Origin of the sequence: Acrocarpospora catenulata (assembly GCF_018476525.1) — a bacterium.
In the GTDB taxonomy this organism is placed as follows: domain Bacteria; phylum Actinomycetota; class Actinomycetes; order Streptosporangiales; family Streptosporangiaceae; genus Acrocarpospora; species Acrocarpospora catenulata.
The window spans coordinates 13137-38961 of record NZ_JAHCST010000033.1; the positions used below are offsets into that span (position 1 = coordinate 13137).

The following is a 25825-nucleotide window of genomic DNA, read 5'->3' on the forward strand; positions in this document are numbered from 1 at the left end:
CTCCTAGTCCGGAAGAAACATGATCAGGTCGAAGAGAGCCCGCTCGCCCTCACGGGTCGGCTCGTGACCGGCGATGAGATTACGGAGCGGACGGAGCATGCGCAGGTAGGTCATCGGCCCGGGCTGCCCGACACCTCGGTTCAGGTACATCCAGCGGAGGCTCCTCGTCAACGCGACAACAGTCGGGCGGGCGGGTCGCGGACCCCCGCTCGCGTACGTCCGGCAGAGGTCCCTGGCCAGCCGAGCGACGTCATCCGGCAACGGGGGGATGATCAACACTGCCCGCGCCCCTTCCGCGATCAGCTGACGGGCGAAGGCCACGAAACCATAGCGCTGGTCGCCGAGAGGGCGGGGCGGGCCGTCCACGGGGTTCGCTTGCAGGACGATCAGCGCGAGTTCGCCGGGCTTGAGGTCGCGGGCGCTGATCAGTCGCCGGTCACGCCGCGACGTCCCGCTTTCGGTGTACTGGGGGTCATCGTCGTAGATGCCCATCCGCCATTCGCTACCCGTAGGGACCGGGGACCCCACGATATGGGTCATCCCCGGACCTTTGTCCTTCCTGGGAGTCGTGGTTGAGGCGTACAGGTGGGGTGGGCCGATGTACTGATACTGGCCCTGGGCATCCCGCCCTGCGTACCAGCCACCCTCGACCGGCCTGCCGAGCAGGCGGAACCAGAGTGGCATCCGCCGGAGGTCGGAGTTGGCATTTGCGCCCAGCCACTGCTCCCACGCGCCTTGGTCGAGACCGGGGGGCACATCGAGGCGAACGATGCCTGGTCTTTCCTCCCTCGGGAAGGGGGTGCTGAGCGTGATGTCGGGGAAGTGTTCGAGGTCGAGCCGGTGGACTGTGTCGACGGTTTCGAGACGGCCCGACTGCCAGTGCACGATCCTCCAGCGGGTGAGCTGGTTGGTCCACGGGCTCTCCCACGCGGCGAACGACGATTGAAGGACACGCTCGACCTTCCATGGGTTCCCTCCGTGTCGATTGACCCGCAGTGTCATCCCCTCTGCCTTGGGTGGATGGACGACTCCCGAGAGCGTGGAGGTCAGTCCGAGCAAGGCAACGACGGTGATCCACCACGGCCCTCCGAGCAGCGGCACCGCGAGGGCCGCGAGGGCTGCGAGGGTGGGTAGCGGCCCCACCGTCCAGCGGAGCCGGAAATCCGGCTCCTTCTCCGGGATGTCATCGACCCACAGGTCGGGATCGGCAACCGGCCAGTCCACACCGTCCGCCCAGTGGGCTTCATTGCTTCCCGGGTCGGGACGCACTCCGAGCGGGAGCTCTGTCGTGTCGGGGACGTCGGGTGGCGAAACACGGTTGGGTCGCGTGCATTCCGGGACGGCGAGTACTGATGGTTGCCCAGCCACCAGGTCGGCCAGCGAAGTGGCCCGGTCGGGCCAGCCGGAATCCCCGCTGGCCAGGGCGGTGGCATACGGGCCGGACAGCTCGTCCAGGATCTTGATGAGGGCCTCCGCCGTCGCCGGAGGTAGTGGTTCGCCGCTCGGTACCGTCCTGACCGTGGCCAGACCAGCGAGCACCAGCGCCTGGGCCGCGTGCGTGATGTCCCCCGCCTCACGTAGGTCGGCGACCGTGGACGACAGGATGGCCGCCGCACGCTCCGGGAACCTGAGGGCGAGGATTTCGGCACGCGCGAGGGCGGCACGCCCCCGTGAACCCGGCCGTTGCTCGTCCAGATCCGGACGGAACTCGCGTGGTGTGGGCGGGCCCGGGCGAGGCGTCACCCCACGGAAGTCCTCGAGTTCGCGAATGCTCTCCCGCAGAAGATGGTCGGGTATGGCTGGCTCACCCAGATATGGCGCGGAGAATCGCCACTCTTCCCGTATCGACACCGAATCTTGCGACTGCCACCAGCCGTACCAGCTGCCCGCCTCTTCTGGTGACTGCGGCTGCCGACCCGTCACCAGCGCGAGGGTGGTCCACGCTTCGGCCCGGACGAGCGGGGTGCCCGTGTTCGCGAGGACGCTCACCTGCGGGAAGTACCGAAGCGTCCGGTAGCGGCGGCAGAGGCGGATCAACGCGATCTGGCATTGCTCGGTGGTCTCCGCGTCGTCCCCGGCGCTGACGGCCGCGTCCAGCCAGTGGACAAGATAATCGGCGGCCTGATCTGGATGATTGAGAATGGTCAGGTATTCGGCGTTGCTGACCATGAGTGGCGGGATCGTGTCATGAAGCCAGTTGCATGTGTCTGTCGCCCGCCGATCGTAATCGAAGTTCACCTCGCTGATGGAGTCCTGGACGAGGCCATGCCCGAGCAGGAGGTGTACGGCCAGTGAGTGAAGGCGGTCGAGATCAACACTCCAGCGAACGGCTCGATGGCTATAGTCGATCCGCAAGCCGTCGCCTATCTGCAGTTCTCTGTAATGCGACGCACTGCTGAGTAGGGTGCCACACGCCTCCTGTACGTCTTGGCCCTGAAGACCAGCGATGAGCAGCCGGGCGAGCTGGACCCTGCTGAACGGGCTCTCGGGAGGTAGCCAGTCGGCGTACCGGCCGCCGGGAGGAATCTGTATGACTCCCTTGCGGGCCAACTGACCGATTTCATCGAGCGGTGCGAAATATTGGGACGGCTGCGACCACCAAGCGGACTCCTCGTCCCCCGCCCAGCCGCAGGCCATCAGCGCGGATTCGGCGAGAGGCCCGGCCTGTTCCGGATTCTCGCGTAGGGCGAGCACGGCGGATTGGGCGAGCGCCACGGCACTTACCATGCGGTCTGCGTTCCAGATCCGGACCTCGCCGTCGAGTGAGCTCGTCGTGAACCAGGCGCCGGATGGCGCGATGCGGATCGTCACCTCGCCGTCCGGGCGCACCTTTACATGTCCCCTCTCGTCGTGGTTGTAACTGCCCTGGCGCTCTTCGGCGTCAAGGAGCTCCACGATGCCGTCACGCGCGACTGCCAGCCAGGAACTGTGGGGGGCGATGGCCAAGCTATGAGCGCGCACACCCGCGAGCTCCTGCCGGGTCGTCCCGTCCGGGTTCCACAGCCGTACCTTTCCGTCGCGGGAGTGGGTGGCGAACCAGGTGGCGTCCGGGGCGATGAGAAACCGGTCGATGTCCGGCATGAGGTTGGTGCGTAAGGTCCCGTCCGCATTCCATAGCTGGCCAATACCGTCGGTGGACGTGGTAACCAGCCACTTCCCGTCAGGTGAGATGGTCAGGCCGGTGAAGCGGCTGTGTTCGCGGGTGAGGGTCCCGCGCAGGATGCCGTCCGGCTCCCAGAGGTCGATCTCGCCTTTCCCGTCGAGGCAGGCGAGCCAGCTGCTGTCGGGCGCCGTCTCGATGGACGTGAGTTCGGGAGGCAGGATCGGCAATCCGGGTCCCGAGGGGAGGACGGCCCGCAGGGTTCCGTCGGTGTTCCAGATGTGGACGTCCTCCCTGCGCGAACGGCCGGCCAGCCAGGTTCCGTCCGGAGCGATGACGAGGCAGGGGGACTCGACCGAGAGTTGGGCGGGCAGGCTGCTATCGATATCAGAGGCGATGTCTCGTCTCGTTGGTTGCTCGGGGGCGATGCTCAGTCTCAGTGCGCCGCTGAACATGTCACGACCATGCAAGGTGGCCAGCGGCGTGCCGTCGGAGCTGTTCCACAGGCGTGCCGTTCCGCTGGAGGCTACCGTGGCCAGCCAGGAGCCGTCCGGCGCGATGGCGACGCTGATGATGTCGCCGGAGTCCTCGACGATGTCGGCTCGGACCGCGCCGTCCGGCCGCCAGAGGCGGAGTCGGCCCGCCTGCTCCGGGGTGGACCCGGGCCGTCGTGTCGGCGGCGGTGCCACGAACCAGGAGCTGTCGGGGGAGACGGCGAGCGAGTCGACCTGCCCAGGCTCGCCGTCGACCCTGCCCAGCGCTGAGCCGTCTGGCTTCCAGACTTCGATGACACCGGTGCCGGAAGTCGTCGCGAACCAGTTGCTGTCCGGTGCGATCCACACCTGGCGTTCCCAGTCAGGGGAAGGATCAAGGTCCTTGCGTTCCCTTCCGAGTCCTGGGGGGATCCACGTCTGGCGCTCGCGCTCCGACTCCAGGGGAAGATCGAGGTCCTCAATTCGTGGACGCGGGTGGTGTTCGCGCCCCGGGCCCGGAGGAAGGGCGGTGTCCCCGATCAGGGGACGGAGGTCGCCGGATTTCAGTTCGCCCCATATCCCGTCCCGCATCCATCCGTCGATCGCGGCGACCAGTGATCCCGGCGGGGCCGCACCCTCGGCCAGGATGCCGGGCAGGCGTTCGTCCAGCGGGACTTTCACCCCTGCGGCGGCCAGCCCGAGGAAGGCCCGTGCCGCCAGGGTGCGGGCCTGGGTCGGGTGCCGTTCGGCGTACTCCTCGACCTGGCGCCAGATCTCGGCGACCCCGCCTCCGCCGGTGTGGATGCGTGCCGACGCCTGGGTCGCCAGGACGGCGGCGAGGATGGTCGGGGTCATCCCGCCGGTTGCGTCACCCGTTGTCTCGGCGGCCACCCGGGTGGTCACGTTGGCGGCCCAGGCCCAGGCGTTCTCTCGTACCGTGCGGTCTTCGATGGCCGACCAGAGGGCGGCGGCCTCCGGGAGGGGGAGGAGGCGGACGGCGGCCAGGACGGTGGAGACCGGGACGGTGTCCAGTGAAGGGGCGCTCTGGATGACGGTTGCGGCGTCGCGGCCGAGTTGGGGACGGGTGAGCGGGAAGCGGGTGGGGGCAGCCGAGGTGGTGGTGCGGAGGCGGTCGCGGAGGTGGGCGTCCACTTCGATGATTGAGGGGCGGCCGTCGGGGCCGAGTTCGACGACCTGGATCCATTCCTGAGCGGCGAGGTCGTCGAAGACGAGGTCGGGGTCGAGGCCGAGGCGGTGCAGGGCGGGGGTGATGAGCGGGCGGTCGAACCGGCCGAGTTCGGCGACCACGGCTAGCGCGCGGGCTATGGGGGTTTCGGAGATACGGCCGATGATGCGGCGTTCGATGTAGGGGTCCCCGGACGTACCCGACAAATCAAGATCGGGGTCGCTTAGCGCCCATTCCGTGTACGCGGCCAGGTCGAACGGGTTGAAACCGAGCTGCTCCGACATGAGCGCTCGTGCCAGGATCGCAGACCGTTGACCGGTCAGTACCGCACGTTCGGCCAGGTACCCCGCAGCCTCGTCCTCGGTGAATCCCGCCACGGGCACCACGCGCAGATAGCCGCGGGGGAGCAGGACCGGCCCGGCGGCGTTCTCCTCGTCTGAGGATGACGGGGTCAGCCACCGCCGTCCTGCCAGCACGACCCGGATCTCGGGCATCCGTGCGTGAATCAGCTCCAGGACGCGGAACGTGACCTCGATCGCGGGCGCAGGGGACCGTGGCGGATAGAGTTTCGCCAGTTCCTCGCAGGTGTCCAGGACGAGAACTGCCGGTCTCGAGAGTTCAGCCGCAAACCGCGTGAACCCGGCGACCGCCTCCTCCAACAGTCGGTCGACCACGCTCCCCTCTCGCTCCCGCCGGGACAACTCCTCGTGCAGCCGGTCAACAGCCTCCCGGAACCGGTTGTACCGAGCCTCCGCGTCCCGGGACTCGACGAAGCCGAGCAGCTCCGCCGCCAGCGCCACCAGGATCTCCCCGGGCCGGTCTTCCGGATAGCGGGGATCGAGGTGGTCGAAGTCGATCCGGGCCACCGGGAACGGCTCCAACCCGCGATCCCGGGCGAACCGGCCGGACATCAGATACCTGACCAGCATGGTCTTCCCCATGCCGCCCTCACCCAGCAGGTGCACCGCCCACGGCACGGGCCGATCCGGTTCCTGAGCTTCGCCCCCTTCGGCGAGGGTGCGTTCGGGCAGGTCCCGATCCGACACCTCCACGGGCATCGGCCAGGAGGGGTGAATCGTCGTCCGTGTGCTGGAGGAGCCGGGCAGGATTGAGGCGGCGAGCGCGTTCTCGATCTCGCGGCGGCGCAGGTAGTGCCGGAGGAAGTGCACATCCTCGGCCTCCCGTTCTGCCCGGGACACCCGCCAGGCGGCACGGCGGGCCGAGTGCCCTAGATGCCCGCCGAGGGTCTCGCCGAGCATGCGGGCGACGGCGACCAGGCGTGCCGCGCCCGGGACGTCACCGGACTCCACCCGCCGCGAGGTCTCCTGAACCAGCTGGATACCTGACGGGTCCTCCACATACAACTCCGCGACCCGGTACCAGTTGCGCAACCGGTCGAATCCGGCGGTGATGAACAACTCGTCGAAGTCGTCCCGCAGGGCGGGCAGGTCAGGCGGGGAATTGATGGCGAGGTACTGGCCAAGCGGGGGGACCCGGTCCAGGTCGACGGTCTCCGGGGGCCGAGCGATCCGCCACAGCTGCGCACAGAGTTCCGTGCGCGCCCGAGGGAGCACTGCGGGATGCACCCTCCTCAGATACGCGCTGACCTCTGTTCGGGCGGCGGGGTGCAGCCAGAACGTGGTCTCCTCAGCCCCGTCCTCCCCGAGTGTGGGGCGGAGTTCGACCAGGTCCTGCTTGATCAGCTGATCGAGCAGATCCTGCACGTTGTCCCTCCCGAACGAGATCCGGGATGCCAGAGACTCTGTCCATTCCGGCAACAACGCCAGAATGGCGAGCGTCTCGGGCGCGAAGGCGCTGAGCCTGTCGGTACGCCGGGCGTCCGCGCGCCGATCCAGTTCGGCGTCGAGCAGTTCGGGAGTGAGTCCAGGCTGGGGCTCCTGGGCGAGCGTGGACAGGGTTCCGCCCCCGTCGAGTTCCTGGTCGAAACGGGCGGCGAGGTCCCGTCCGGGAGGGTGGGCGATGCCTAGTTCCAGATGCTCGATGTAGAGCCGCTCACACCCCACACGTCGCGCCAGCTCGCGCCGGGACATCCCCGCCTGCTCCCGGAGGAGGCGCAGCTGGGTGGCGAAGGTCGGCGGCCTGCTCATAGGTCCTGCTTCAGGCCGTGGAGTTTGGCGTAGGCCTGCCAGGCGTGATCGTCATCCTCGATCCGGAAATGTCCGTAAGCGGCGAGGTCGTCGACCATTTCGTATAGCTTGAGGGGAATCCACTTGGGCTCGCCCTTGAGCCGTTTCCGGAAGCGTTCGCGGAGCTTGTCCTGGTCGTGGTCGGGGGCGGCTACGTACACCTTGCGAAAGTCCACGTCGGGATGCCACGGATGCAGCAGGATCCACTGGTAGCCAAGGGCGGCCTCCTCGTCCGGCAACGGGCCCAGTTCGGGGAACACACAGCCGCCTATTCCCGGCCGGTCGGCTTGGAAGGCCCGCAGGGCGGCGCTCTCGCTCATCGACGCTGTCGCGATCACCGGCACCGGCGACGACGGGCTGCCCAGGCCGTCCGGATTGAGCAGTTCGAGCAGCCCCGGCGCGTCCTCGGTCCAGCCCAGCGCACCCTTCCACAGGTGCAGGGCTTCCGCGAGTACCACCGTCCGCGTGTGCTCTCCGAACGGCGGTCCCAGTTCCCGGGCCGCCATCGCGAGCGCACCCAGGTCCTCGGCCAGCAGCTCGCCGACGGAATCGGGTGACAACTCGCCGGTGGATTTCCGGAACGCGGAGATGTCGGAGCGTAAGCGCTGGCGGGCTAAGGCCGAATCGGGCGGTTGCTCCCCGCCGAGGATCAGCGGCACCCGGAACGGTAGCCCGAGGCCACGCCGTACCCTGAAGTCGGCGTGCATCATCTCGGTCACCACCTCCCGCAGGCTGGTGGGCGCCGACTCCTCCTTGTAGGGCAGCAGTGGCAACGGCACATGTCCCTCCTGGAGCAGCCGGAACCCGAGCTGCCGCAGCAGCCGGGTCGACCCCAGGTTCTCCAACCCGGACCTGCTGGCCGCCACCACGAAACTCGTCTTCCGGGCGAACAGCTCGTCCACCGCGTCGAAGATCGGCCGACGCCCGATGTAGACCGGCTGTTGCAGCAGGTCAAGCCGCCGGGCCAGCTCTCGGACCCGCTGCGCCGGCCCCGGATCCACCGCCCGGAACCCGGCGGGCACGGTCTGCGCCGCGTACAGCACGGGCATCGCCCAGTCGAACCGGTCCCGCGCGACAGGCCCCGCCAGCAGGGCGGCCCGCCGCCCATGCGCGACCGCCTCGGCCACCTCCTGCCCGGCCAGCAGCGAGCGGGTCATCAACCGGGAGAACATCCGGCAGGCCTGCTCGCTGATCTCCCCGGCCATCGCCGCCACCAGTGGCACGCCCGCCGCGATCAGCGCCCGCGCGATCGACGAGGTACGCTCAGGGCCGCCCGCCGTGATCCGTCCGTCGGCGGCGCTGTGGCAGCTGCTCAGCACCACGGCCAGCGGCGGCTCCGGGCGGAGCGCGTCGACCAGTTGCGCGGCGGAGACGTCCTGGCCGGCCAGCTGGATCATCGGTTCGCCGCGTTCGTCCAGCCGTCCGTGGGCCACCAGATGCACCAGGTCGGGGCGGAAGGTGGCATAGCGCTGGGCCAGCCGGTCGAGGGTCACGCCGTCGTCGAGCCGGGTGATCGCCAGGCCGCCGGACTCGCACTCCCGGGCCAGCCCGAGGAACATCGCGCCCGGCCGGATGACCGGGTCGGTGAACAACGTGCCGCTCGCGAACAACACCCGGAGTGCCCCGGCCGCCGGGCGCGGCTCCCGATTCGCGGGAAGCGTCCGGGTGAACGCGACCAGCAGGTCCGTGGCGGCCAGCGGCTGCCGCCCGTCGTGCATCGACTCCCAGCGGAACGGCTGCAACCCCTCCGGCAGGCGCAACGCCAACTCGACTCCGCGTGCCGCCCGCACCTGGTCCAGCTGGGTGATCTCCCCCCACGCCGGGCGAAGCAGAGCGTCGAAAAGCGCGGCCCCGTGGGCCGCCACGTCGTCCCCGGCCGTGCCCAGGCGCGCCCGCAACTCCACGATCTCCAGCCGGTACGGCTCACACAGCGGTTCCCCCGCGCAGGAGACCACCACCGTCGACTGAGTGACGGCGACATCGACCCTGGGCAGGCTCATCGGGCCACCAACCGGGAACGCGGCGGGTGCCACGGGGCCGATATCGAAGGTGTCCTGGGCAGGCTCATACGGCCACCAACCGGGCTGCCTGACGCTGCCGGGTGAATGGCGTCGACCTGGGCTCTCGGTCTCATGGGGCCACCAACTGGGCGGCCAGACGACGGGCGATGGCGTCGACCTGGCTGCTCGGTGTGTCGCCCGCCATGGTTCCGGGAGGTCCGCAGCGGGGGAGTGTGGCGGACAGGTTCTCGTGCACGCGGTCCCGAGCTTTGGCGGCGGGGTGGGTCTCGGCGGCGATCACCCCTGCGGAGACGAGGACTCTGGCGGCGCTGCGTTCGTCCAGGCGGGTCAGCAAGGGATCGTGTTCAGTCAGGCGTTCCGCCCAGATGGCGGCTAGCCCACCCGGCTGGAACCACTCCTGCCGTAGTCCCGAAATTTCGGGAAGTGAGTGGTCTTGCACCTTCAACGCGAGTACTGCGGAGGCAGCTCGCGATATTTCCGGCATTTGTGGGATGCCGGGGCCCTGGGGTAACTCGGTGGGGTGGCCCGGGTCGCCCAAGCCCGACTGTCGGGCGATCTCGGACATCAGCGCGAGCCGTACCGACGGGGGAGGGTAGGCGTCGCCTGGACGCGGGGAACGATCCTCCTGGCCGTGCTGGAGCTCCGCGACCGCCCACAACGCGGACGGGCCGACCATGAGCACCGAGTAGGCGTCGGCGAAGAGCTCACCCGACCAGCTCACCCATTCCGGCCCGACGGCTGCCAGCGCCTCCTGCGTCGCGTAGCGCAAATCACCCAGGTCATGCTGCACGTGATGCCCGGTCTCGTGTGCGGCCAGCGTTAACCACCAGGCTTCCCGGGTAGCCCACCCGGGCAGACAAACCACAGGAATCGGTAGCTCATGGACAAAGGCCGCGACCACCGCATCCGCCGGCGCCCGCAGATCCACCGGAACCGACACCCTGGGCGTGGCATACGCGTCGAACCGAGGCTCCAGATAGACCAGCGGCCCGCTCGGTGGCACGGCCCCCACCCGGGCGAAGGGCTCCCGCCAGCAACTCCGCACCACCTCGTCCGCCGCCGCCAGCACCGTTCCGAAACGGGGATCCCGGCGCTGGTCGTACTTGGCCGCGTACCAGTCGAACAACCGCCGGACCACCAGCACGCCACGGTCCAGCCGGGCACACCGCTCGTAGGTCTCCCGTGACCCCCGGATCTCCCGCGCCAGGTCGAGCTCACCGCCGAGCGCCGCCAGCATCTCCCCGAACACCCGCTCCAGGATGCCCAGATGATCGGCGAACCGCGCGAACCGCGGATCGGCTCGCCGCGCGCCCAGCCATGACGCGGTCTCGGCGCGCAACTCCTCCACGGTGGCATTCGAGCGGTCCACCCGAGCACGGACACGGTCAGGGTGCACACGGTCAAGATACGTGCGCCCGGCCGCCCGCCTCACCCGCAGGCGCGAGCTGTGACTCCTCCGTGACGCCATCGACAACATCACGGGTCGCCGACGAACCCACCGCGTGCCTACGGAAGGCCAGGATCTCCTGCCCCGCAGGCGGATGGGTACGCATCCGGCCTCAAGCCGAACAACATCGACGATGGCGCCGACGACCCGATGACGCCGCGCACGCTGCTGGAGACGCCGTTGACTTCTGGGGGACGTTTCATCAGTCTCTATGGAACAAGTTATGAGGAGGCGGACGTGACCGGGCTGCGGGTCCTGGCGGTCGATGACGAACAGCCCGCCCTGGAGGACCTGGCGTACCTGCTCCGTGCTGACGCGCGCATCCGTGATGTGCTGACCGCGCGGGACGGCGCGGCGGCGCTCAAGCTCCTGGACCGGGCCATGGCCGAGGGGCGCCCGGTGGACGCGGTCTTCCTGGACATTCGCATGCGCGGTCTGGACGGGGTCGTGCTCGGCCGTCTGCTCACCCAGTTCTCCCGCCCTCCGAAGGTCGTCTTCGTCACCGCGTACGAGGACCATGCGGTGGACGCCTTCGAGTTGAAGGCCGAGGACTACCTGCTCAAACCGGTTCGCCCCGACCGGCTCGCCGAGGCCATCCGCCGGTGTGTCGGGGGCACCGGGCTACCCGGCGACAGCCGTGCCGAGCAGGACGCCGACACCATCCCGGTGGAACTGGGCGGCGTCACCCGGTTCGTGGCCAGCACCGAGGTCCGGTACGTCGAGGCTCGCGGCGACTACGCCCGCCTGCACACCGCCACCGGCAGCCACCTGGTCCGCATCCCGCTGGCGGCGCTGGAGGAACGCTGGGCCTCGGCGGGGTTCCTGCGAGTGCACCGAAGTCACCTCGTCGCCGTCCGGCACATCGACGAACTCCACATCGACTCCGGCAAATGCGTGGTCCGCATCGGCGACACCGAGATCCCCGTCAGCCGCCGCCACACCCGCGAACTCCGCGACCTCCTGGTCCGCCGCGCCCGCAAGGCCAAACCGGAATGAGCCGAGCCGGAATAAGCGGACCCGGTGTACGCCGAGCCGGAATGAACGGAACTGGTGTACGCCGAGCCGGTATGAGCGGACCCGGAGTGTGCCGAACCGGAATGGGCGGCACAGGAGTGCGCCGAGCCGGTATGAGCGGACCCGGAGTGCGCCGGACCGGAATGGGCGGCGCAGGAGTGCGCCGGGCCGGTATGAGCGGACCCGGAGTGTGCCGAATCGGATGGAACGGTCGGATCGCCGCGCCCTCGCCTCGGAACTGGACGGATCCGCGATGAGCGCCAAACCTCGGCGGGTCGTGGTCACCAGCCCGCGGACGGCCGCGGCCCAGCGTCCGCGCTACCCGGTCACCCGGGAGATCGACGAGCAGACCAAGCTGGGCGAGGTCTACATGCGCTCCCTCATCCGCACCCAGCTGCGGCTGGCGCTGTTCGTCTGTACCGTGCTGGCGGCCCTGATCGGCGGCCTGCCCCTGCTCTTCCTGTTGGTCCCCGAACTCCGCGAGGTGGAGATCCTCGGCATCCCGCTGCCCTGGGTGGTGCTGGCCGGGCTGATCTACCCGGCTTTCGTGGTCGGCGCGTGGCTCTACGTCCGCCAGGCCGAGCGGTACGAGAGGCACTTCGCCGAACTGGTGGAGCGGGAGTGAGCCCGAGGCGGGAGTGAATCCGGGGCGAGAGTGAGCGTGGGGTGGAAGTGAGCGCAGGGTGGGAGTGAGTTCGGTCAGCTCGGTTATCGCGATCGTGCTGGTCGTGGTGGCGGCGGTGCTGATCGGGGCGTTCGGGATCCGGGTCTCCCGGACGACGTCGGACTTCTACGTCGCCTCGCGGACGGTCACCCCACTCTGGAACGCCTCGGCGATCGGCGGCGAGTACCTCTCGGCGGCCTCCTTCCTGGGCATCGCGGGCCTCATCCTCACCTACGGCGCGGACATGCTGTGGCTGCCGGTCGGCTGGACCGGCGGATATCTGGTGTTGCTCGTGCTGGTGTCGGCGCCGCTGCGCCGTTCCGGGGCGTACACGTTGCCGGACTTCGCCGAGGCCAGGCTGGAGTCGATGGCGGTCCGGCGGGTGTCCAGCGTGCTGGTGGTGCTGATCGGGTGGCTCTACCTGATGCCGCAGTTCCAGAGCGCGGGGCTGGTGTTCCGTACCATCACGGGGGCGCCGACGTGGGCGGGCGGGCTGCTGGTCGCGGTAGTCGTGGCAGTCAACGTGCTGTCAGGCGGGATGCGATCCATCACATTCGTACAAGCGTTCCAGTACTGGCTGAAGCTTACCGCACTAGCGGTCCCCCTCGTCTTCATGCTCCTCGCCTGGGGTACCAACGGATCTCCCGGCCTCCAGCCGCAGGACCCCTGGGCGCTGCCGCTGCACGGGCGCGAGCACCCGGTGTACGCCACGTACTCGCTGATCCTGGCGACCTTCCTCGGCACCATGGGCCTGCCCCACGTGCTGGTGCGGTTCTACACCAACCCGGACGGGCGGGCGGCCCGCCGTACCACCCTGGTCGTGCTCTCGCTGCTGGGGGCGTTCTACCTGATGCCCGCCATATACGGCTATCTCGGCCGGATCTACCTCCCCAACCTGGACCGGCCGGACGCCGTCGTGCTCACCCTCCCCGGCCACCTGGTCGGCGGGGTCGCCGGGGACCTGCTCACCGCGCTGGTCACTGGCGGCGCGTTCGCGGCGTTCCTGTCCACTTCCTCGGGTCTGACGGTGTCGGTCGCCGGGGTGGTCGGGCAGGACATGCTCCGCATCAAGGACGGGGTGCGCGCCTTCCGGGTCGCCACCGTGCTCGCCGTGCTGGTGCCGTTCGCCCTGGCGGGGACGGCGCGGGCGCTCCCGGTCGCCGACGTGGTGGGCCTGGCCTTCGCGGTGGCCGCGTCCTCGTTCTGCCCGCTGCTGGTGCTGGGCATCTGGTGGCGGCGGCTGACCACCGCGGGCGCGGTCGCCGGGCTGCTCGCCGGGGGCGGCATGGCCTGCGGGGCGGTGATGGTGACCATCATCGGCGGCCCGCACACCGGCTGGCTGGGCGCGCTGCTGGCCCAGCCTGCTGCCTGGACGGTGCCCATCTCGTTCACCGTGATGGTCGTCGTGTCGCTGCTGACCCCGTCCCGGGTGCCGCCGAACGTGGCGCGTACCATGGTTCGCCTGCACACTCCGGAGACCCTGGACGTGGATCGCGGCGACTGGCGCCCCCGTTCTACGTGAACACCATGTGTCCAGACATTTCGGGATCTTCCATTCGTCGCACATAGCGGACCATTCGGCGCAAGCCCACCCCAATTGAGCGCCATGTGCGGACGGCTCGGCGAACACTGCGGCCCGGCGTCTCGTCGGCGGTCAACCTCCTGCCTACGTTGTGAGTGATTCAGATCACAGCGTTGGAGGCATCCGTGACGACGCAGCAGCATGATCCGTCGGTATACGAACAGATAGGAGGCTCCGAACGGTTCCAGGAGCTGAAGCGCCGCTACCGATCGTGGGCCTTCCCGATGACGGTCGCCTTCCTCGCCTGGTACCTGCTGTACGTGATTCTGTCGGGCTTCGCCCGTGACTTCATGGGCGCCAAGCTGTTCGGCAACATCAACGTCGCCCTGATCTTCGGTTTGCTCCAGTTCGCGTCCACCTTCCTGATCGCCTGGGCGTACGCGCGGCACTCCGCCGCCAAGCTCGACCCGCTGGCCGACGAGCTCCGGCACGAGATCGAAGGCGCCGCCACAGACACCGCCAAGGACACCGCGGGGGACAAGGCATGAGCGAGACCACCCTCTCCACCGTCCTGTTCCTGCTCTTCGTCGCAGGCACCCTGGCCATCACCTTCTGGGCCAGCCGGCACACCAAGACCGCCGCCGACTACTACGCCGGCGGCCGCTCCTTCAGCGGCGTTCAGAACGGCCTGGCCATCGGCGGCGACTACATGTCGGCCGCCAGCTTCCTCGGCATCGCCGGCATCATCGCCCTGTCCGGGTACGACGGGTTCCTCTACTCGATCGGCTTCCTGGTCGCCTGGCTGGTGGCGCTCCTGCTGGTCGCCGAGCTGATGCGCAACTCCGGCAAGTTCACCATGGCCGACGTGCTCGCCTTCCGGATGAGCCCCCGCCCCGTACGGACTGCGGCCGGCGTCTCCACGATCACCGTCAGCATCTTCTACCTGCTGGCCCAGATGGTCGGCGCGGGCGCCCTGGTCGGCCTCCTGCTCGGCGTCACCTCCGAGGCCGGCAAGGCCCTCACCATCGTCGGCGTCGGCGCCCTCATGATCGTGTACGTCGTGGTCGGCGGCATGAAGGGCACCACCTGGGTCCAGATCGTCAAGGCCATCCTGCTGATGGGCGGCGCCACCCTGGTCACCCTGCTGGTCCTCGGCCACTACGGCTTCAACCTCTCCTCCCTGCTCGGCGAGGCCGCCACGCAGAGCGGCAAGGGCGACGCCTTCCTGAACGCCGGCGGGAAGTACGGCACCGAGGCCCAGGGTCTGGCCGGCAAGATCGACCTGATCAGCCTCGGCCTCGCACTGGTACTCGGTACGGCCGGTCTGCCGCACATCCTGATCCGGTTCTACACGGTGCCCACCGCGAAGGACGCCCGGAAGTCGGTTCTCTGGGGCATCGGCATCATCGGCTCGTTCTACTTGCTCACCCTGGTCCTCGGTTTCGGCGCCGCGGCCCTCGTCGGATCCAAGGTCATCTCTGAGCAGAACGCGGCGGGCAACACTGCGGCGCCACAGCTCGCGAAGGCCGTCGGTAACCTGATCTTCGGCGAGGTCGGCGGCACGATCCTGTTGGCGGTGATCGCGGCTGTCGCGTTCGCCACCATCCTCGCCGTGGTCGCCGGGCTCACCCTGGCCTCCTCCTCCAGCTTCGCCCACGACCTGTACGCCCACGTCTTCAAGCGGGGTAAGGTCAGCGAGCAGCAGGAGATCCTGGTGGCCAGGATCGCCGCCTTCGCCATCGGTGCGGTGGCCATCGTGCTGGGCATCTTCGCCCAGAAGCTCAACGTGGCCTTCCTGGTAGCCCTGGCCTTCGCGGTCGCCGCCTCTGGCAACCTTCCCGCCATCCTCTACAGCCTGTTCTGGAAGAGGTTCAACACGGCGGGCGCCGTCTCGGCCATCTACGGCGGCCTGGTCTCCGCCGTGGGCCTGGTCATCTTCTCCCCGGTCGTCTCCGGCTCCGCGACGGCCCTGTTCCCCGACGCCGACTTCGCCTGGTTCCCCCTCCAGAACCCCGGCATCATCTCGATCCCACTCGGCTTCTTCTGCGGCTGGCTCGGCACGATCCTGAGCAAGGAACACAACGAGTCGAAGTACGCCGAAATAGAAGTCCGCTCCCTCACAGGCGTGGGAGCGGAAAAGGCGGCCCAACACTAGCCGCCTTCCCCCACCAGGGCACGGAGTTCCACTCGAACTCCGTGCCCTGCGCCATTTCCACCACCCCGTCCGGGCCTCGTCCTGCCGTATTGAGCAGAGAATATGGAGAAGATCCAAACGTATTGTGCGGGTTGCTAGTATCGTCCGTCCTCTGAGCGCGAGGTCCGGGGCGGTGGGATGGCGAAGAGCGTGCCAGACGTGGGGACGGTCATGGGCGAGAAGGTGGAGGGAACGCCGCTCGACGAACTGCCGCTCAGCGAGAAGAAGCAGCAGTTCAGCCTTGCTTTCGTCCGGATGGTGGTCGCTGCGGCAGGATGCTCGGTCAAATGCCATGAAACGGACTATGACGGAGTAGATATCACCATAGCCTCGTCGGCTGAGTATGCGCGATACTACTGTCCCCAGTTCGAACTCCAGCTGAAGTGCACGTCCCAATTGGGCGTGCTGCGCGACACCTCCCTCATGTGGCAGATGAAGGCAGGGCCGTTCCGCCGGTTGACCAACCCCAAGCGTCACATTCCCGCCTACCTCGGGGTGCTCCATGTGCCCGAGTCGCCGGAGTCATGGCTCCACCAGAACGAGGAACGTCTCTTGGTCAACAGCAAGATGTACTGGGAGAATGCGGCAAATCTGGGGGTCATCGCTGAAGGACAGGCGTCGAAGACCGTCCGCTTACCGAAGAGTAACCTGTTTGATGTAGACAGACTTCTCGGCATCATGAAAACGATCGGCGAGGGAGGTGACTGGTGAGCCGCTCCATCACGGACGCCTCCCTGCAAGAGCTCGTCCAGACGCTCACGCCCAACGCGGTCTCCCGCTACCTTGCGTCACACGATTGGGAGCTGGAGTCACGGCAGGACGACATCCGGGAGATCTGGCGCCTACCGGGCCATGACGGTGACCTGCTGGCCCGTATCATGTTGCCATTGGACAGCGAATACCTGGACTATCCGCGACGCTTTTTTGACGCGCTCAAAACGATCACTCTCGTCAATGACTGGGATGCGAATAAACTATACGAAGAGGTCACGGTCGCGTCTGCGGACCTTTTGTATATTCGCCTGGATCAGGCAATGTCTGATGGAACAATCCCTTTCAAGCAAGCCGAGTCAACGATCGGCGCAATCTATCGAATGATGCGAGCCGCCGCGACCACGGCTGCCGATCCAAGTCACACGCATCGCGGGCGGCGTTCCACACCGGTGAACGAGTTCCTCGACAAGGATGTCCGCCTGGGACACACCAAGCGCGGCAGCTTCGTATTCACTGTTGTCACGCGACTCGACGGAGGTGAACCTCCTCCGCAATCGTCCTCTGACCCCGACACCCCGTTTTCGCGTCGTGTTATGACGACGCTCGCACGCGGTCTTGAGACAACACGGCAACTCGCCCGGGGCCAGAGTCGCGAGGCGCTGGACTCGCCCGCCGAGTGGGGTCTGAGCGCGAACTTGGTCGAGTCGCTGGAAGAGATGGCGGGCTTCAGTCGACTGCGCGCTCTGGACATGTCCTTTGAGTGGGCGGCAATTCGTGGTGTACCGGCCATGAGCGCCCGGTTGATCAAACTGGAACAGGAGTTGCTTGAGCAGCTACCGCTGGTCCGGGAACGTCTGGTCCGCAGGGAGGAGCCGCCTCGGCGCGAAACCCTCGTTGGGCCAGTCAAATCGCTTACGCGGGAAGAAGGCGTTGGCATCGACGACGAGGCCGGAACTGTCGTGATCACGGCCTACGTCAATGGACGGATACGAAATGTACACCTGATTCTGAGTGGAGAAGATCACGACTGGGCTATCAAAGCCTATCGGCACAAGCTGCCATTGACCGTGAGCGGCGATCTTACCTTCGAGCGGAGATCCTGGCGGCTGGTCGGAGACACCGAAGTAGATACGAGCTTCCTTCGCCATCGCCTTGGTGGCAACCCAGAAGGGGACTCCTAAAGCATCTTGGTCTCGGCCGTTGTACTTCAAGGAGCCTTCAAAAGGTCCCTACGCGCTGGGCACAGGTTCCCTTTCATCAGCCGATGATGCGGCGAAGGGCACTCCAGGTAGCAAGCTCCCTATTTTGAGCTACGGCAAAAGTGAGATGTCCCTCGGCAGCGATGTCAAGAGGGGCGACGATGTTTTCTTCGCTGCAACTCAGTCGTCTCTTTTCGTTTGTGGTTCGTTCTGAGCCATTTTGTCGACCTTTTGCCTCGCCTGCCATGAGTCCGACCATGTGGTAATTTGATCAACAGGTCTGGCCTGGAATTGCCGCCGCGTGCCCTCTTGGGGTTATGGCTGGGGCTGACTTATCGCACGGAGTTCGACTGGGAGTAGCGATCCGCCGTCGCGAACTGCGGGCTACCAGTCTCGTCAGAGTCGTCATGTGTAGCGTGTGGGCTCCCTGGGGTCACGCTGATGTCCGCCGATGGAGCCCGCCGCAGTGACGACGCATGGACCAAGGCGTGCGACTCCAACGGCTGAGCTGAGGCTTTGTCTCGAGGGTGGCGGTCTCCTGCCGCACTCTGGACGGCCTCGGGGAACGGGTCGACTCGTGTGCGGCAAGCTTGTACAGGTTGTGCAATGTCACACACTAGGACCAAGGTGGTGTCGAACGTGTAAAGGGATCTTGTTGGTTATGTGGACATTCGTGGAGATTTCGGGTGTTCCTGAGTCTCTGGAGGATCCTGTGCCACAGTTACGAGCGACCCTCGTCGCCGTCGGCCTGGTCCTGCTCGCCGCCGCACCGGTTCAGGCGAGCACGGCCCCTGCCATCACAATCGAGGAAGGACGCACCCAGCCGGTCTTTTCGTACGCCGATGCCATCCGCGAGCACGTCTACGTCGAGTCGAGCGTCGACAGTGACGCCGACGGGCGGCTGGACCGGGTGCGGGTGGACATCATCAGGCCCCGCGAGTCCGGTCCGGGGCTCAAGGTGGCGTCGATCATCGATGAGAGCCCGTACTACGACAACTCCGGACGAGGTAACGAGTCCGAGCGCAAGGTCTACGACGCGGCGGGCAACCTCGCCAAGTTCCCCCTCTTCTACGACAACTACTTCGTGCCCCGCGGGTATGCGGTGCTCAACGTCGACATGATCGGAACCACCAAGTCCGACGGCTGTCCCGACGTGGGCGGGCAGGCCGACGTGCTGGGCGGCAAGGCCGTCATCGACTGGCTGAACGGTCGCGCGGTCGCCTACCGCGCCGACGGCACCCAGGCGTTGGCCGACTGGAGCACCGGCAAGGCCGCGATGATCGGCAAGTCCTACGACGGCACGCTGGCCAACGCGGTCGCGGCGACCGGCGTGCAGGGGCTGGAGACCATCGTCCCGATCTCCGCGATCAGCTCCTGGTACAAGTACCAGCGCTCGAACGGCGTGGTCTACAACTACAACTACATGTCGTACCTGGCCAGGGTCGTCGACACCGACCCGGCGGCCAAGTGTGCCGCCGTACGGGCGCGCCTGGACGCCGAGGACGGCGACGACACCGGCAACTACAACGCCTTCTGGGCCGAGCGCGACTACATCGCCGGCACGCTGGGCGACGCGTCCCGGGTGCGGGCCAGCGTGTTCGCCGTCCACACCGTCAACGACCTGAACGTCAAGCCCGACCACTTCTCCACCTGGTGGGAGGCGCTGGCCAACCGCAACGTGCCGCGCAAGATCTGGGTCGGCCAGTACCAGCACGTGGATCCCTTCGACTTCGAGGGACGCCGGGACCTGTGGGTGGACACCCTGCACCGCTGGTTCGACTACTGGCTGGTCGGCGTGGACAACGGCATCATGAAGGAGCCCCGCGCCGACGTGCAGGTCGGCCCGACCGACTGGATCACCCAGAAGGACTGGCCGGCGCCGGCCGCGTCGACCCACTTCTTCCGCCCGGCCGCCGACGGCTCGCTCAACCTCAAGCCGGCCAGGAACGGCGAGACCGCGACCTTCACCGACCAGCGTCTGTCCGAGAACACCATGGTGGCCAACGTCGGCACCGTCCACCCGGGACGGGTGGCCTTCACCACCGGCGAGCTGCCCCGGGACCTGCGCCTGTCCGGTACGCCCGTGGTGGACCTGACCGTCGCGCTGGACAAGCCCACCGCGAACCTGACCGCTCTACTGGTCGACTTCGGCGACGACGACCGCATCGACTGGCGGCGCGGGCAGGGCATCACCACCCTGACCACCGAGAGCTGCCACGGCGAGTCCACCGCCGCCGACGACGGCTGCTACCGGACGGTCGTCACCAACATGGTCAACCGGCCGCTGGAGATCGTGGCCCGCGGCTGGATCGACGTCCAGAACCGCGACTCGCTGACCGAGTCCGCACCGCTGACGCCGGGCACCTACGCTCAGGTCAAGTGGGCCACCCTGCCCCAGGACTACGTCTTCAAGAAGGGCCACCGCCTGGGCCTGGTGATCGCCGGAACCAACTCGACCTACAGCGGCGAGACCGCCACCGGTACGAACGTCACGATCGACCTGCACCGGAGCAGGGTGGAGATCCCGCTCGTCCTCGGCGTCGGCCACGCCCTGAACAACGGCGACCTCACCCGCGACAACGGCAGCTGGTTCGGCCCCGGGCACATCGACCTGCCGGTGCCGGACAACCGCCTCTACTAACCCCTGAATCCGACGACAACCGCGGGCCCGGCGACGACCGGGCCCGCGGGCGTTTCACAGTCCCAGACCGGCCTCGCGGGCTCGGGCGATGGCCTCGGCTCGGTCGGCGACCTGGAGTTTGGTGAAGATGGCGGAGATGTGGTTGCTGACGGTCTTGGGGCTGATGACCAGGTGGCGGGCGATCGCCGGGTTGGTCCGGCCGGCGGCGATGAGGTCGAGGACTTCGCGCTCGCGGGCGGTGAGCTCGGGGAAGGGGTCCGCGGCGGGGCGGGGGCCGTGGGTGAAGAAGTCGATGATGCGGCGGGCCACGGTGGGGCCGAAGATGGCCTGGCCGGCGGCGACGGAGCGGATGGCGCGGATGATCTCGTCCTGCTGGGCGCCCTTGACCAGGTAGCCGGAGGCGCCGGCGCGCATGGCGGCGAACACGGAGTCGTCGTCCTCGAACATGGTCAGGACGAGCACCCGGGTGGCCGGGGCGGCGCGCAGGATGGCCCGGGTGGCCGCCACGCCGTTGGTGCCGGGCATGTGCAGGTCCATGACCACGACGTCGGGGCGGGTGAGCTGGGTCTCCCTGCGGGCCGCGTCGCCGTCCCCGGCTTCGCCGACCACCTCGATGTCGGGCAGCGAGGCGACCAGGGCGCGCAGGCCCTCCCGCATCAGCGGGTGGTCGTCCACGATCGTGATCCGGATCGGTGGCTGCGCGGTCATGCGGGCTCCAGCGGGAGCAGGGCGTGCACCCGGCCGCCCCGGTCGGTCGGTCCTGCCGTGAGTGCGCCGCCCAGTTCGGCCGCGCGCTCGTGCATGGAGCGTAGCCCCACGCCGGTCCGCCAGGCGGCGGCGCCGTCCGGGCCGCCGTCGCGGACCTCCACGTGCAGGGCGTGATCGGCGCGTAGCGTCACCCGGCAGCTGGTGGCCCGGCTGTGGCGGAGCGCGTTGGTGACCGCCTCGGTGGCGATCCGGTAGGCGGCCACCTCCACGGCGGCGGGCAGCGCGGGCAGGTTCCGCCCGCCCGCAGGCCCACCGGCAGGTCGGCCCCGTCGGCCACCTGGAGCGGTACCGTGTGCCGGAGGGTGGGCGGCTCGCCGTAGGTGGCCACCAGGCGTCCGTCCGAGCTGATCGCGGCGTACGGCAACCGCAGCGCCTCGCACACGGCGCGCAGCACTCCCGCCAGGCCGGTGCCCAGGCGTACCCCGACCTGGGCGGCGGCCTCGGCGGGGTCGCGGCGCCTGCCGTACATGACTCGATCCACGGTGGACTGGACGGCGGAGCGGGCCGGGGCGAAGGCGAGTGCGATCACCCCGGTCGCGATCAGCGGCTGGGCGACGAGCCGGTCCTGGGCCAGCGCCGACAGGGCCGCCACGATGCCCAGGTACGCGCCGATCACGCCGATCGTGAGCAGGCCGTACACCAGAGAGCGGTTGACGATCAGGCGGATGTCGTACAGCCGGTGGCGGACGATCGCGACCGTCGCGGCGGCGGGGATCAGCGGCAGCGTCAGCAGGAACAGCACCGGGCCGTCGGTGGTGAGGATGCGCTGCGCGTTCAGCGCCGCGAACACGACCGCCGCCCAGAGCAGCCACATCACCTGCAGCCGCTGCTCCTCCCGCGACCGGTACGCCCGTACGGCCAGCGCGGCGAGCCCGGCCAGCAGCACCACCGCGTCGGTTCCGGCGGCGACGGGCAGCATGGCCGCCGCGACCCGGCCTGCCTCGGGGGACAGCACCAGGTCCAGGCCACCCCCGCCCTCCTGCGCGCCGAGCGCCAGCGTGACGACCGGCGTGAGCGGCAGCACCGCGAAGGTCGCCGCCACCAGCCACCGCCACCGGGGAGACACCGGGCGCCCGTCGGGGAACAACTGGAGGATCAGCGGCAGGCAGACGGCGGGCGCGGGGATCCACACGGTGATGCCGAACAGCTGGATCGCGCGCGTCCACCAGGGCGGCAGGGCGAAGACCCCGGACAGCAGGCCCAGGCAGGCGACGCTCGCCGTGTAGGAGGCGCCGTACGCGACGAACAGCCGCCCGACGTTGTGCCGTCGGCGGTGCGCCAGGACGATCACGCCGAGCGCGGTGAAGGTGACCGCCTGGACGCTGTTGGTGAGCAGGTACGAATCGCTCGCCGCGTCGGCGAAGGTCAGCCCTCCGGCGAACCAGGACACCCAGGCCGCCACGATCACCACCGTGGTGGTCGCGGCCACCGCCGCCGGTCCGCCTCGCCTGCCTGACATGCGGCCATCATGTGACCTGGCCACTCCCAGGGGCCATAGGGGTACCCTCCCATTCCGGCCGGGACCGGATGGGAGGCGGATGGGCGCACGTCCCCACGACGGCGGGCGAGTGCCGGCGTGAACCTGGCGAGGACAGGGTTCACGACTCGGAGGGTCACATGCAACCAGACATCCCCGCCAAGCCGCTGCGGGACGTACGAGGCTTCTGGCGTGTTCTGCTCGCCGTCGTCGCGCCGCTGCCGATGATCGGCATGGGCGTCCACTACATCCTGAGTCCCATCGACGGCGGGTCGTCGTTCGAGGCCACCGCCGCGGCGTACGTGGCCGACGAGCAGTTGGCCGATCTGGTGCGCTGGTTCGGCGTGCCGTTCCTGGTCGGCCTGATCCCCGCCACCTTCGCGGTCGCCTGGGTGGCCCGCCGGGGCGCTCCCCGGCTCGCCACCGTGGGCGCGTTCCTCGCCCTCCTCGGCGACCTGGCGGGTTTCCCGCTGATCGAGGGCGGCGACAACCTCGCCCTCGTCACCGTACGGGGCGGCTTCGACGTGGCCACCATGGCGAAGGTCCAGGCCACCATGGACGATGACATCCTCGGCCAGGTGGCCGGCCTGCTGTTCATCGTGGGCATCGTCTTCGGCCTGCTCCTGCTCGGCCTCGCGCTGTGGCGCAGCGGCGCGGCCCCGGCCTGGGCGGGCATCGCCCTGGCGGTCGGCGGCTTCACCCACCCGTTCATGCCCGGGCACGTCGCCTCCGGCATCGGCCTGCTGGTCGCCGCGGCCGGCTTCGGCGGCGCCACGCTCGCCCTGCTCCGCATGCGCAACGACGACTTCGACCTGCCGCCGGCCCGGGCGCGCATCTCTTGAGTAGTGGGCTACTCAGGTCGTGGACCCGGTCACGGGCGGAGGATCGGGAGCACGAGACTGCGAGACACGCAACGAGGTGAGCAATGGGCGAGTTCGATTTCCACGTGGCACGTGCCAGTGCGGAGCGCGCGCTGGCGGTGGCGGCGACCCGGTCGCCGTTCACCATCGAGGTCCGCTTCCTCGGCGGCCTCAGCGACACCCAGCAGGCCGCCTTCGCCGCCGCGGCCGACCGCTGGGCCCGGGTGATCGTGGGCGACCTGCCCGAGGTCGCCATCCCCGACCTGGCGCAGCTCCCGGACGGACTCACCGCCGGAGAGGTCGTGGACGACGTCCTCATCCTGGCCAAGGGCGCCGAGATCGACGGCCCCGGCACACCGCAGGGCAACATCCTGGGCCAGGCCCGGCCGCTGTTGGTCCGCTCCGGCAGCCGGCTGCCGGCCGTCGGTGAGATGACCTTCGACAGCTTCGACCTGGACCGGATGGAGGAGTCCGGCCTGCTGCACGACGTCATCTGCCACGAGATGGGCCACGTGCTCGGCCTCGGTGGCGGCATCTGGCAGGCACTCGACCTCGTCCAGGGCCTCGGCACCGCCGATCCGGTGTTCACCGGCACCCGGGCCGGCCAGGAGTTCGCCGCCCTGCTGTTCAGTGTCGACCCGCACGTCGTCCCGGTGGAGAACGTCGGCGGCCCCGGCAGCGTCGGGTCCCACTGGCGCGAGTCGGTGTTCGGCGCGGAGCTCATGACCAGCAGGGTCGCCCCCGGCGTCGGCAACCCGATGAGCCGCCTCACGGCCGCCGCGCTGGGCGACATGGGCTACGAGGTCGACATGGCCGCCGCCGAGCCCTACACGCTGCCGTCCCAGCTGCTGCTCGCCGACCTGCGCGCGGTGGCCCCGGAGACCACGCTGACCTGCGGGGTCTCCGTGGACCAGCCACCCATGATCATCTGAGTTCCGCGTCGGCGAGCTTGGTGAGCTCGGTGGTGGCGTCGTGGATGTGCGCCATCATCTGCCAGATGTCGGGGACGCGGGTGGGGCAGGCCACGATGCCGAAGTCGAGGCTGCCGTCGTAGGAGATGCAGGTGATGCTCAGCGCGCCGGTGACATCGGTGAGGACGGACATCGGGTAGTACGCGAGCAGGCGGGCCCCGGCCAGGTAGAGGGGGGACTGGGGCCCGGGGACGTTGGAGATGATCAGGTTCACGCCGGGGGTGACCAGACCGGTCAGGCGGAAGACCGCCGGGGTGAGGCCGGCCAGGGGGGCGGGCAGCGCCGAGCAGAGGTCGTGCAGCCAGGTGGTGCGGGAGACCGCGAAGCGGCGTTTGGCGGCCATCATGGTGGCCCGGACCGCGGCCAGACGGGCCTTGGGGTCGGCCACGTCGGTGGCCAGCGGGGTGATCATCGCGGAGATCTGGTTGCCGATCGAGTCGCCGTCCCGTCCCGTACGGACCGAGACGGGGACGGCGGCGACCAGGGGCTGCGCGGGCAGCCGGCCGCGGTCGGCGAGCCAGGCCCGCAGTGCCGAGGCGCAGACCGTCATGACCACGTCGTTGACGCTCATCCCGAAGGTTCCGGCGATGTGCTTGAGGTCGTCGAGGGCGACCGAGCCGTAGGCGAAGCTGCGGCGGCTGGAGATGGTGCCGTTCAGCGGGGTCCGGGGGGCGGCCAGCGATGGCAGGTCGGGGACGGGCCGGTGGCCGCGGAAGGATCGGGTGGCGCGGGCGATCTGGCGGGCGCCGGGCAGGGTGGCGATCACCGGGATGGCGTCCAGGTCGGCGAAGGCGCGGCCGAGGGAGCGCAGGGAGGCCATCGGCTGGCGCAGCCCCCGGCGGAACGCGTCGGCGAGCATGTCGACCGGGTCAGGCGCCTGGACGGGGACGGCCGGGGGAGCGGCCGGGACCGGCCGGGGCTCGGGGGAGAAGTCGAGGAAGGCGGCCAGGAGTTCGACGCCGGAGACGCCGTCGATCGCGGCGTGGTGCACCTTCGAGTAGACCGCCACCCGGTCCTCGCCGATGCCGTGGATCAGGTGCATCTCCCAGAGAGGGCGCTTGCGGTCCAGACGCCGCGCGTGGAGACGGCCGACGTGGCGGGCGAGATCGTCCGGTCCGTGCACCGTGGACTCGTGGACGTGGTCGGCCACGTCGAAGGACGGGTCGTCCACCCAGTACGGGCGGTCCAGGCCGAAGGGCACGTCCGCCAGGCGCATGCGGAGCGGCGGGGCCAGGTGCAGACGCGCGCGGATCAGGTCGATCAGCTGGGCCCTGGTCACCGGCGCGTCCAGGACGGCGACCCCGGCGACGTGGGCGGCGGTGGTGGCCGACTCGGTGCTGAGGAACTGCGCGTCGAGAGCCGTCAGCTGACGCATGGGCATCCTCCCTGTTGGACCTGGCGGTTCTACACAGTGTGACCATCATCAC

Annotated in this window: 17 protein-coding genes; 10 read left to right on the forward strand and 7 right to left on the reverse strand. The window is 68.8% G+C overall.

From position 1 onward, the window contains the following. Positions 1 to 3: 3 nt before the first annotated feature. From KIP79_RS27990 to KIP79_RS28000, 3 genes are all read right to left on the reverse strand, one after another. A complete protein-coding gene (locus tag KIP79_RS27990; RefSeq protein WP_214107918.1) occupies positions 4 to 6867 on the reverse strand; it encodes a helix-turn-helix domain-containing protein in 6864 nt (2287 codons plus the stop codon). Next, on the reverse strand, positions 6864 to 8906 hold the full coding sequence (locus KIP79_RS27995; RefSeq protein ID WP_214107919.1) for a CHAT domain-containing protein: 2043 nt from the start codon (positions 8904 to 8906) through the stop codon (positions 6864 to 6866). Before KIP79_RS27995 ends, KIP79_RS27990 begins: the two co-directional genes overlap by 4 nt. Before the next feature lie 130 nt (positions 8907 to 9036). After that, on the reverse strand, positions 9037 to 10323 hold the full coding sequence (locus tag KIP79_RS28000) for a hypothetical protein (protein ID WP_214107920.1): 1287 nt from the start codon (positions 10321 to 10323) through the stop codon (positions 9037 to 9039). 288 nt (positions 10324 to 10611) lie between these two features. On the opposite strand from KIP79_RS28000, the gene KIP79_RS28005 reads away from it, so the two are divergent. The 8 genes from KIP79_RS28005 (at position 10612) to KIP79_RS28040 (ending at position 20322) form a co-directional block, all read left to right on the forward strand. Then, entirely contained in the window at positions 10612 to 11370 is a 759-nt protein-coding gene (locus tag KIP79_RS28005; RefSeq protein ID WP_214107921.1) for a LytR/AlgR family response regulator transcription factor, read from the forward strand. Positions 11371 to 11641: 271 nt separating this feature from the next. Further along, positions 11642 to 12013 carry a hypothetical protein gene (locus KIP79_RS28010; protein ID WP_214107922.1) on the forward strand — a complete coding sequence of 124 codons (372 nt, stop codon included), beginning with the start codon at positions 11642 to 11644 and terminating at the stop codon, positions 12011 to 12013. A gap of 58 nt (positions 12014 to 12071) precedes the next feature. After that, complete coding sequence (locus KIP79_RS28015) at positions 12072 to 13574, forward strand: sodium/solute symporter (RefSeq protein WP_308169928.1); 1503 nt, start codon at positions 12072 to 12074, stop codon at positions 13572 to 13574. A gap of 185 nt (positions 13575 to 13759) precedes the next feature. Then, positions 13760 to 14122 (forward strand): DUF485 domain-containing protein, encoded by a 363-nt coding sequence (locus KIP79_RS28020; RefSeq protein ID WP_214107923.1) that lies wholly within the window; start codon positions 13760 to 13762, stop codon positions 14120 to 14122. Continuing rightward, a complete protein-coding gene (locus tag KIP79_RS28025; RefSeq protein ID WP_214107924.1) occupies positions 14119 to 15729 on the forward strand; it encodes a monocarboxylic acid transporter in 1611 nt (536 codons plus the stop codon). Before KIP79_RS28020 ends, KIP79_RS28025 begins: the two co-directional genes overlap by 4 nt. A 210-nt stretch (positions 15730 to 15939) precedes the next feature. Continuing rightward, positions 15940 to 16479, forward strand: a complete 540-nt coding sequence (locus tag KIP79_RS28030) for a DUF4365 domain-containing protein (RefSeq protein WP_250213958.1) — start codon at positions 15940 to 15942, stop codon at positions 16477 to 16479. After that, positions 16476 to 17663 (forward strand): type III secretion system chaperone family protein, encoded by a 1188-nt coding sequence (locus KIP79_RS28035; RefSeq protein WP_214107926.1) that lies wholly within the window; start codon positions 16476 to 16478, stop codon positions 17661 to 17663. The genes KIP79_RS28030 and KIP79_RS28035 overlap by 4 nt, the downstream gene beginning before the upstream one ends. Before the next feature lie 730 nt (positions 17664 to 18393). Continuing rightward, positions 18394 to 20322, forward strand: coding sequence for a Xaa-Pro dipeptidyl-peptidase (locus KIP79_RS28040; protein WP_308169929.1), 1929 nt, complete (start codon positions 18394 to 18396; stop codon positions 20320 to 20322). Between the two features lie 54 nt (positions 20323 to 20376). Here the strand turns inward: KIP79_RS28040 and KIP79_RS28045 are convergent, their stop codons facing one another. From KIP79_RS28045 to KIP79_RS28055, 3 genes are read right to left on the reverse strand one after another with little or no spacing between them, the layout of a single operon-like run. Further along, a complete protein-coding gene (locus tag KIP79_RS28045; RefSeq protein WP_214107928.1) occupies positions 20377 to 21030 on the reverse strand; it encodes a response regulator transcription factor in 654 nt (217 codons plus the stop codon). Next, positions 21027 to 21299: a sensor histidine kinase gene (locus tag KIP79_RS28050; protein WP_372453686.1), complete on the reverse strand. Its 273-nt coding sequence runs from the start codon at positions 21297 to 21299 to the stop codon at positions 21027 to 21029. The genes KIP79_RS28045 and KIP79_RS28050 overlap by 4 nt, the downstream gene beginning before the upstream one ends. Next, complete coding sequence (locus tag KIP79_RS28055) at positions 21218 to 22549, reverse strand: hypothetical protein (RefSeq protein WP_214107930.1); 1332 nt, start codon at positions 22547 to 22549, stop codon at positions 21218 to 21220. Before KIP79_RS28055 ends, KIP79_RS28050 begins: the two co-directional genes overlap by 82 nt. 158 nt (positions 22550 to 22707) lie before the next feature. Here KIP79_RS28055 and KIP79_RS28060 point away from each other — a divergent pair, with 158 nt between their 5' ends. Both KIP79_RS28060 and KIP79_RS28065 read left to right on the forward strand, forming a co-directional pair. Further along, the gene (locus tag KIP79_RS28060) at positions 22708 to 23409 is read left to right on the forward strand and encodes a hypothetical protein (RefSeq protein ID WP_214107931.1); all 702 of its coding nucleotides are present in this window, start codon (positions 22708 to 22710) and stop codon (positions 23407 to 23409) included. An 83-nt stretch (positions 23410 to 23492) separates the two neighbouring features. Continuing rightward, positions 23493 to 24359: a leishmanolysin-related zinc metalloendopeptidase gene (locus KIP79_RS28065; RefSeq protein WP_214107932.1), complete on the forward strand. Its 867-nt coding sequence runs from the start codon at positions 23493 to 23495 to the stop codon at positions 24357 to 24359. On the opposite strand, the gene KIP79_RS28070 is transcribed toward KIP79_RS28065, so the two are convergent. Then, positions 24352 to 25773, reverse strand: coding sequence for a WS/DGAT/MGAT family O-acyltransferase (locus KIP79_RS28070; protein WP_214107933.1), 1422 nt, complete (start codon positions 25771 to 25773; stop codon positions 24352 to 24354). The two genes, KIP79_RS28065 and KIP79_RS28070, sit on opposite strands and share 8 nt — an antisense overlap. Positions 25774 to 25825 lie beyond the last annotated feature (52 nt).

What these genes read in the sequence shown, in the direction of transcription:
- KIP79_RS28030 (WP_250213958.1), top strand. Translation starts at nt 15,940, where the DNA reads ATGGGCGAGAAGGTGGAGGGAACGCCGCTCGACGAACTGCCGCTCAGC.
- KIP79_RS28045 (WP_214107928.1), bottom strand. Translation starts at nt 21,030, where the DNA reads ATGACCGCGCAGCCACCGATCCGGATCACGATCGTGGACGACCACCCG.
- KIP79_RS28055 (WP_214107930.1), bottom strand. Translation starts at nt 22,549, where the DNA reads ATGTCAGGCAGGCGAGGCGGACCGGCGGCGGTGGCCGCGACCACCACG.
- KIP79_RS28025 (WP_214107924.1), top strand. Translation starts at nt 14,119, where the DNA reads ATGAGCGAGACCACCCTCTCCACCGTCCTGTTCCTGCTCTTCGTCGCA.
- KIP79_RS28065 (WP_214107932.1), top strand. Translation starts at nt 23,493, where the DNA reads ATGGGCGAGTTCGATTTCCACGTGGCACGTGCCAGTGCGGAGCGCGCG.
- KIP79_RS27990 (WP_214107918.1), bottom strand. Translation starts at nt 6,867, where the DNA reads ATGAGCAGGCCGCCGACCTTCGCCACCCAGCTGCGCCTCCTCCGGGAG.
- KIP79_RS28070 (WP_214107933.1), bottom strand. Translation starts at nt 25,773, where the DNA reads ATGCGTCAGCTGACGGCTCTCGACGCGCAGTTCCTCAGCACCGAGTCG.
- KIP79_RS28060 (WP_214107931.1), top strand. Translation starts at nt 22,708, where the DNA reads ATGCAACCAGACATCCCCGCCAAGCCGCTGCGGGACGTACGAGGCTTC.
- KIP79_RS28010 (WP_214107922.1), top strand. Translation starts at nt 11,642, where the DNA reads ATGAGCGCCAAACCTCGGCGGGTCGTGGTCACCAGCCCGCGGACGGCC.
- KIP79_RS27995 (WP_214107919.1), bottom strand. Translation starts at nt 8,906, where the DNA reads ATGAGCCTGCCCAGGGTCGATGTCGCCGTCACTCAGTCGACGGTGGTG.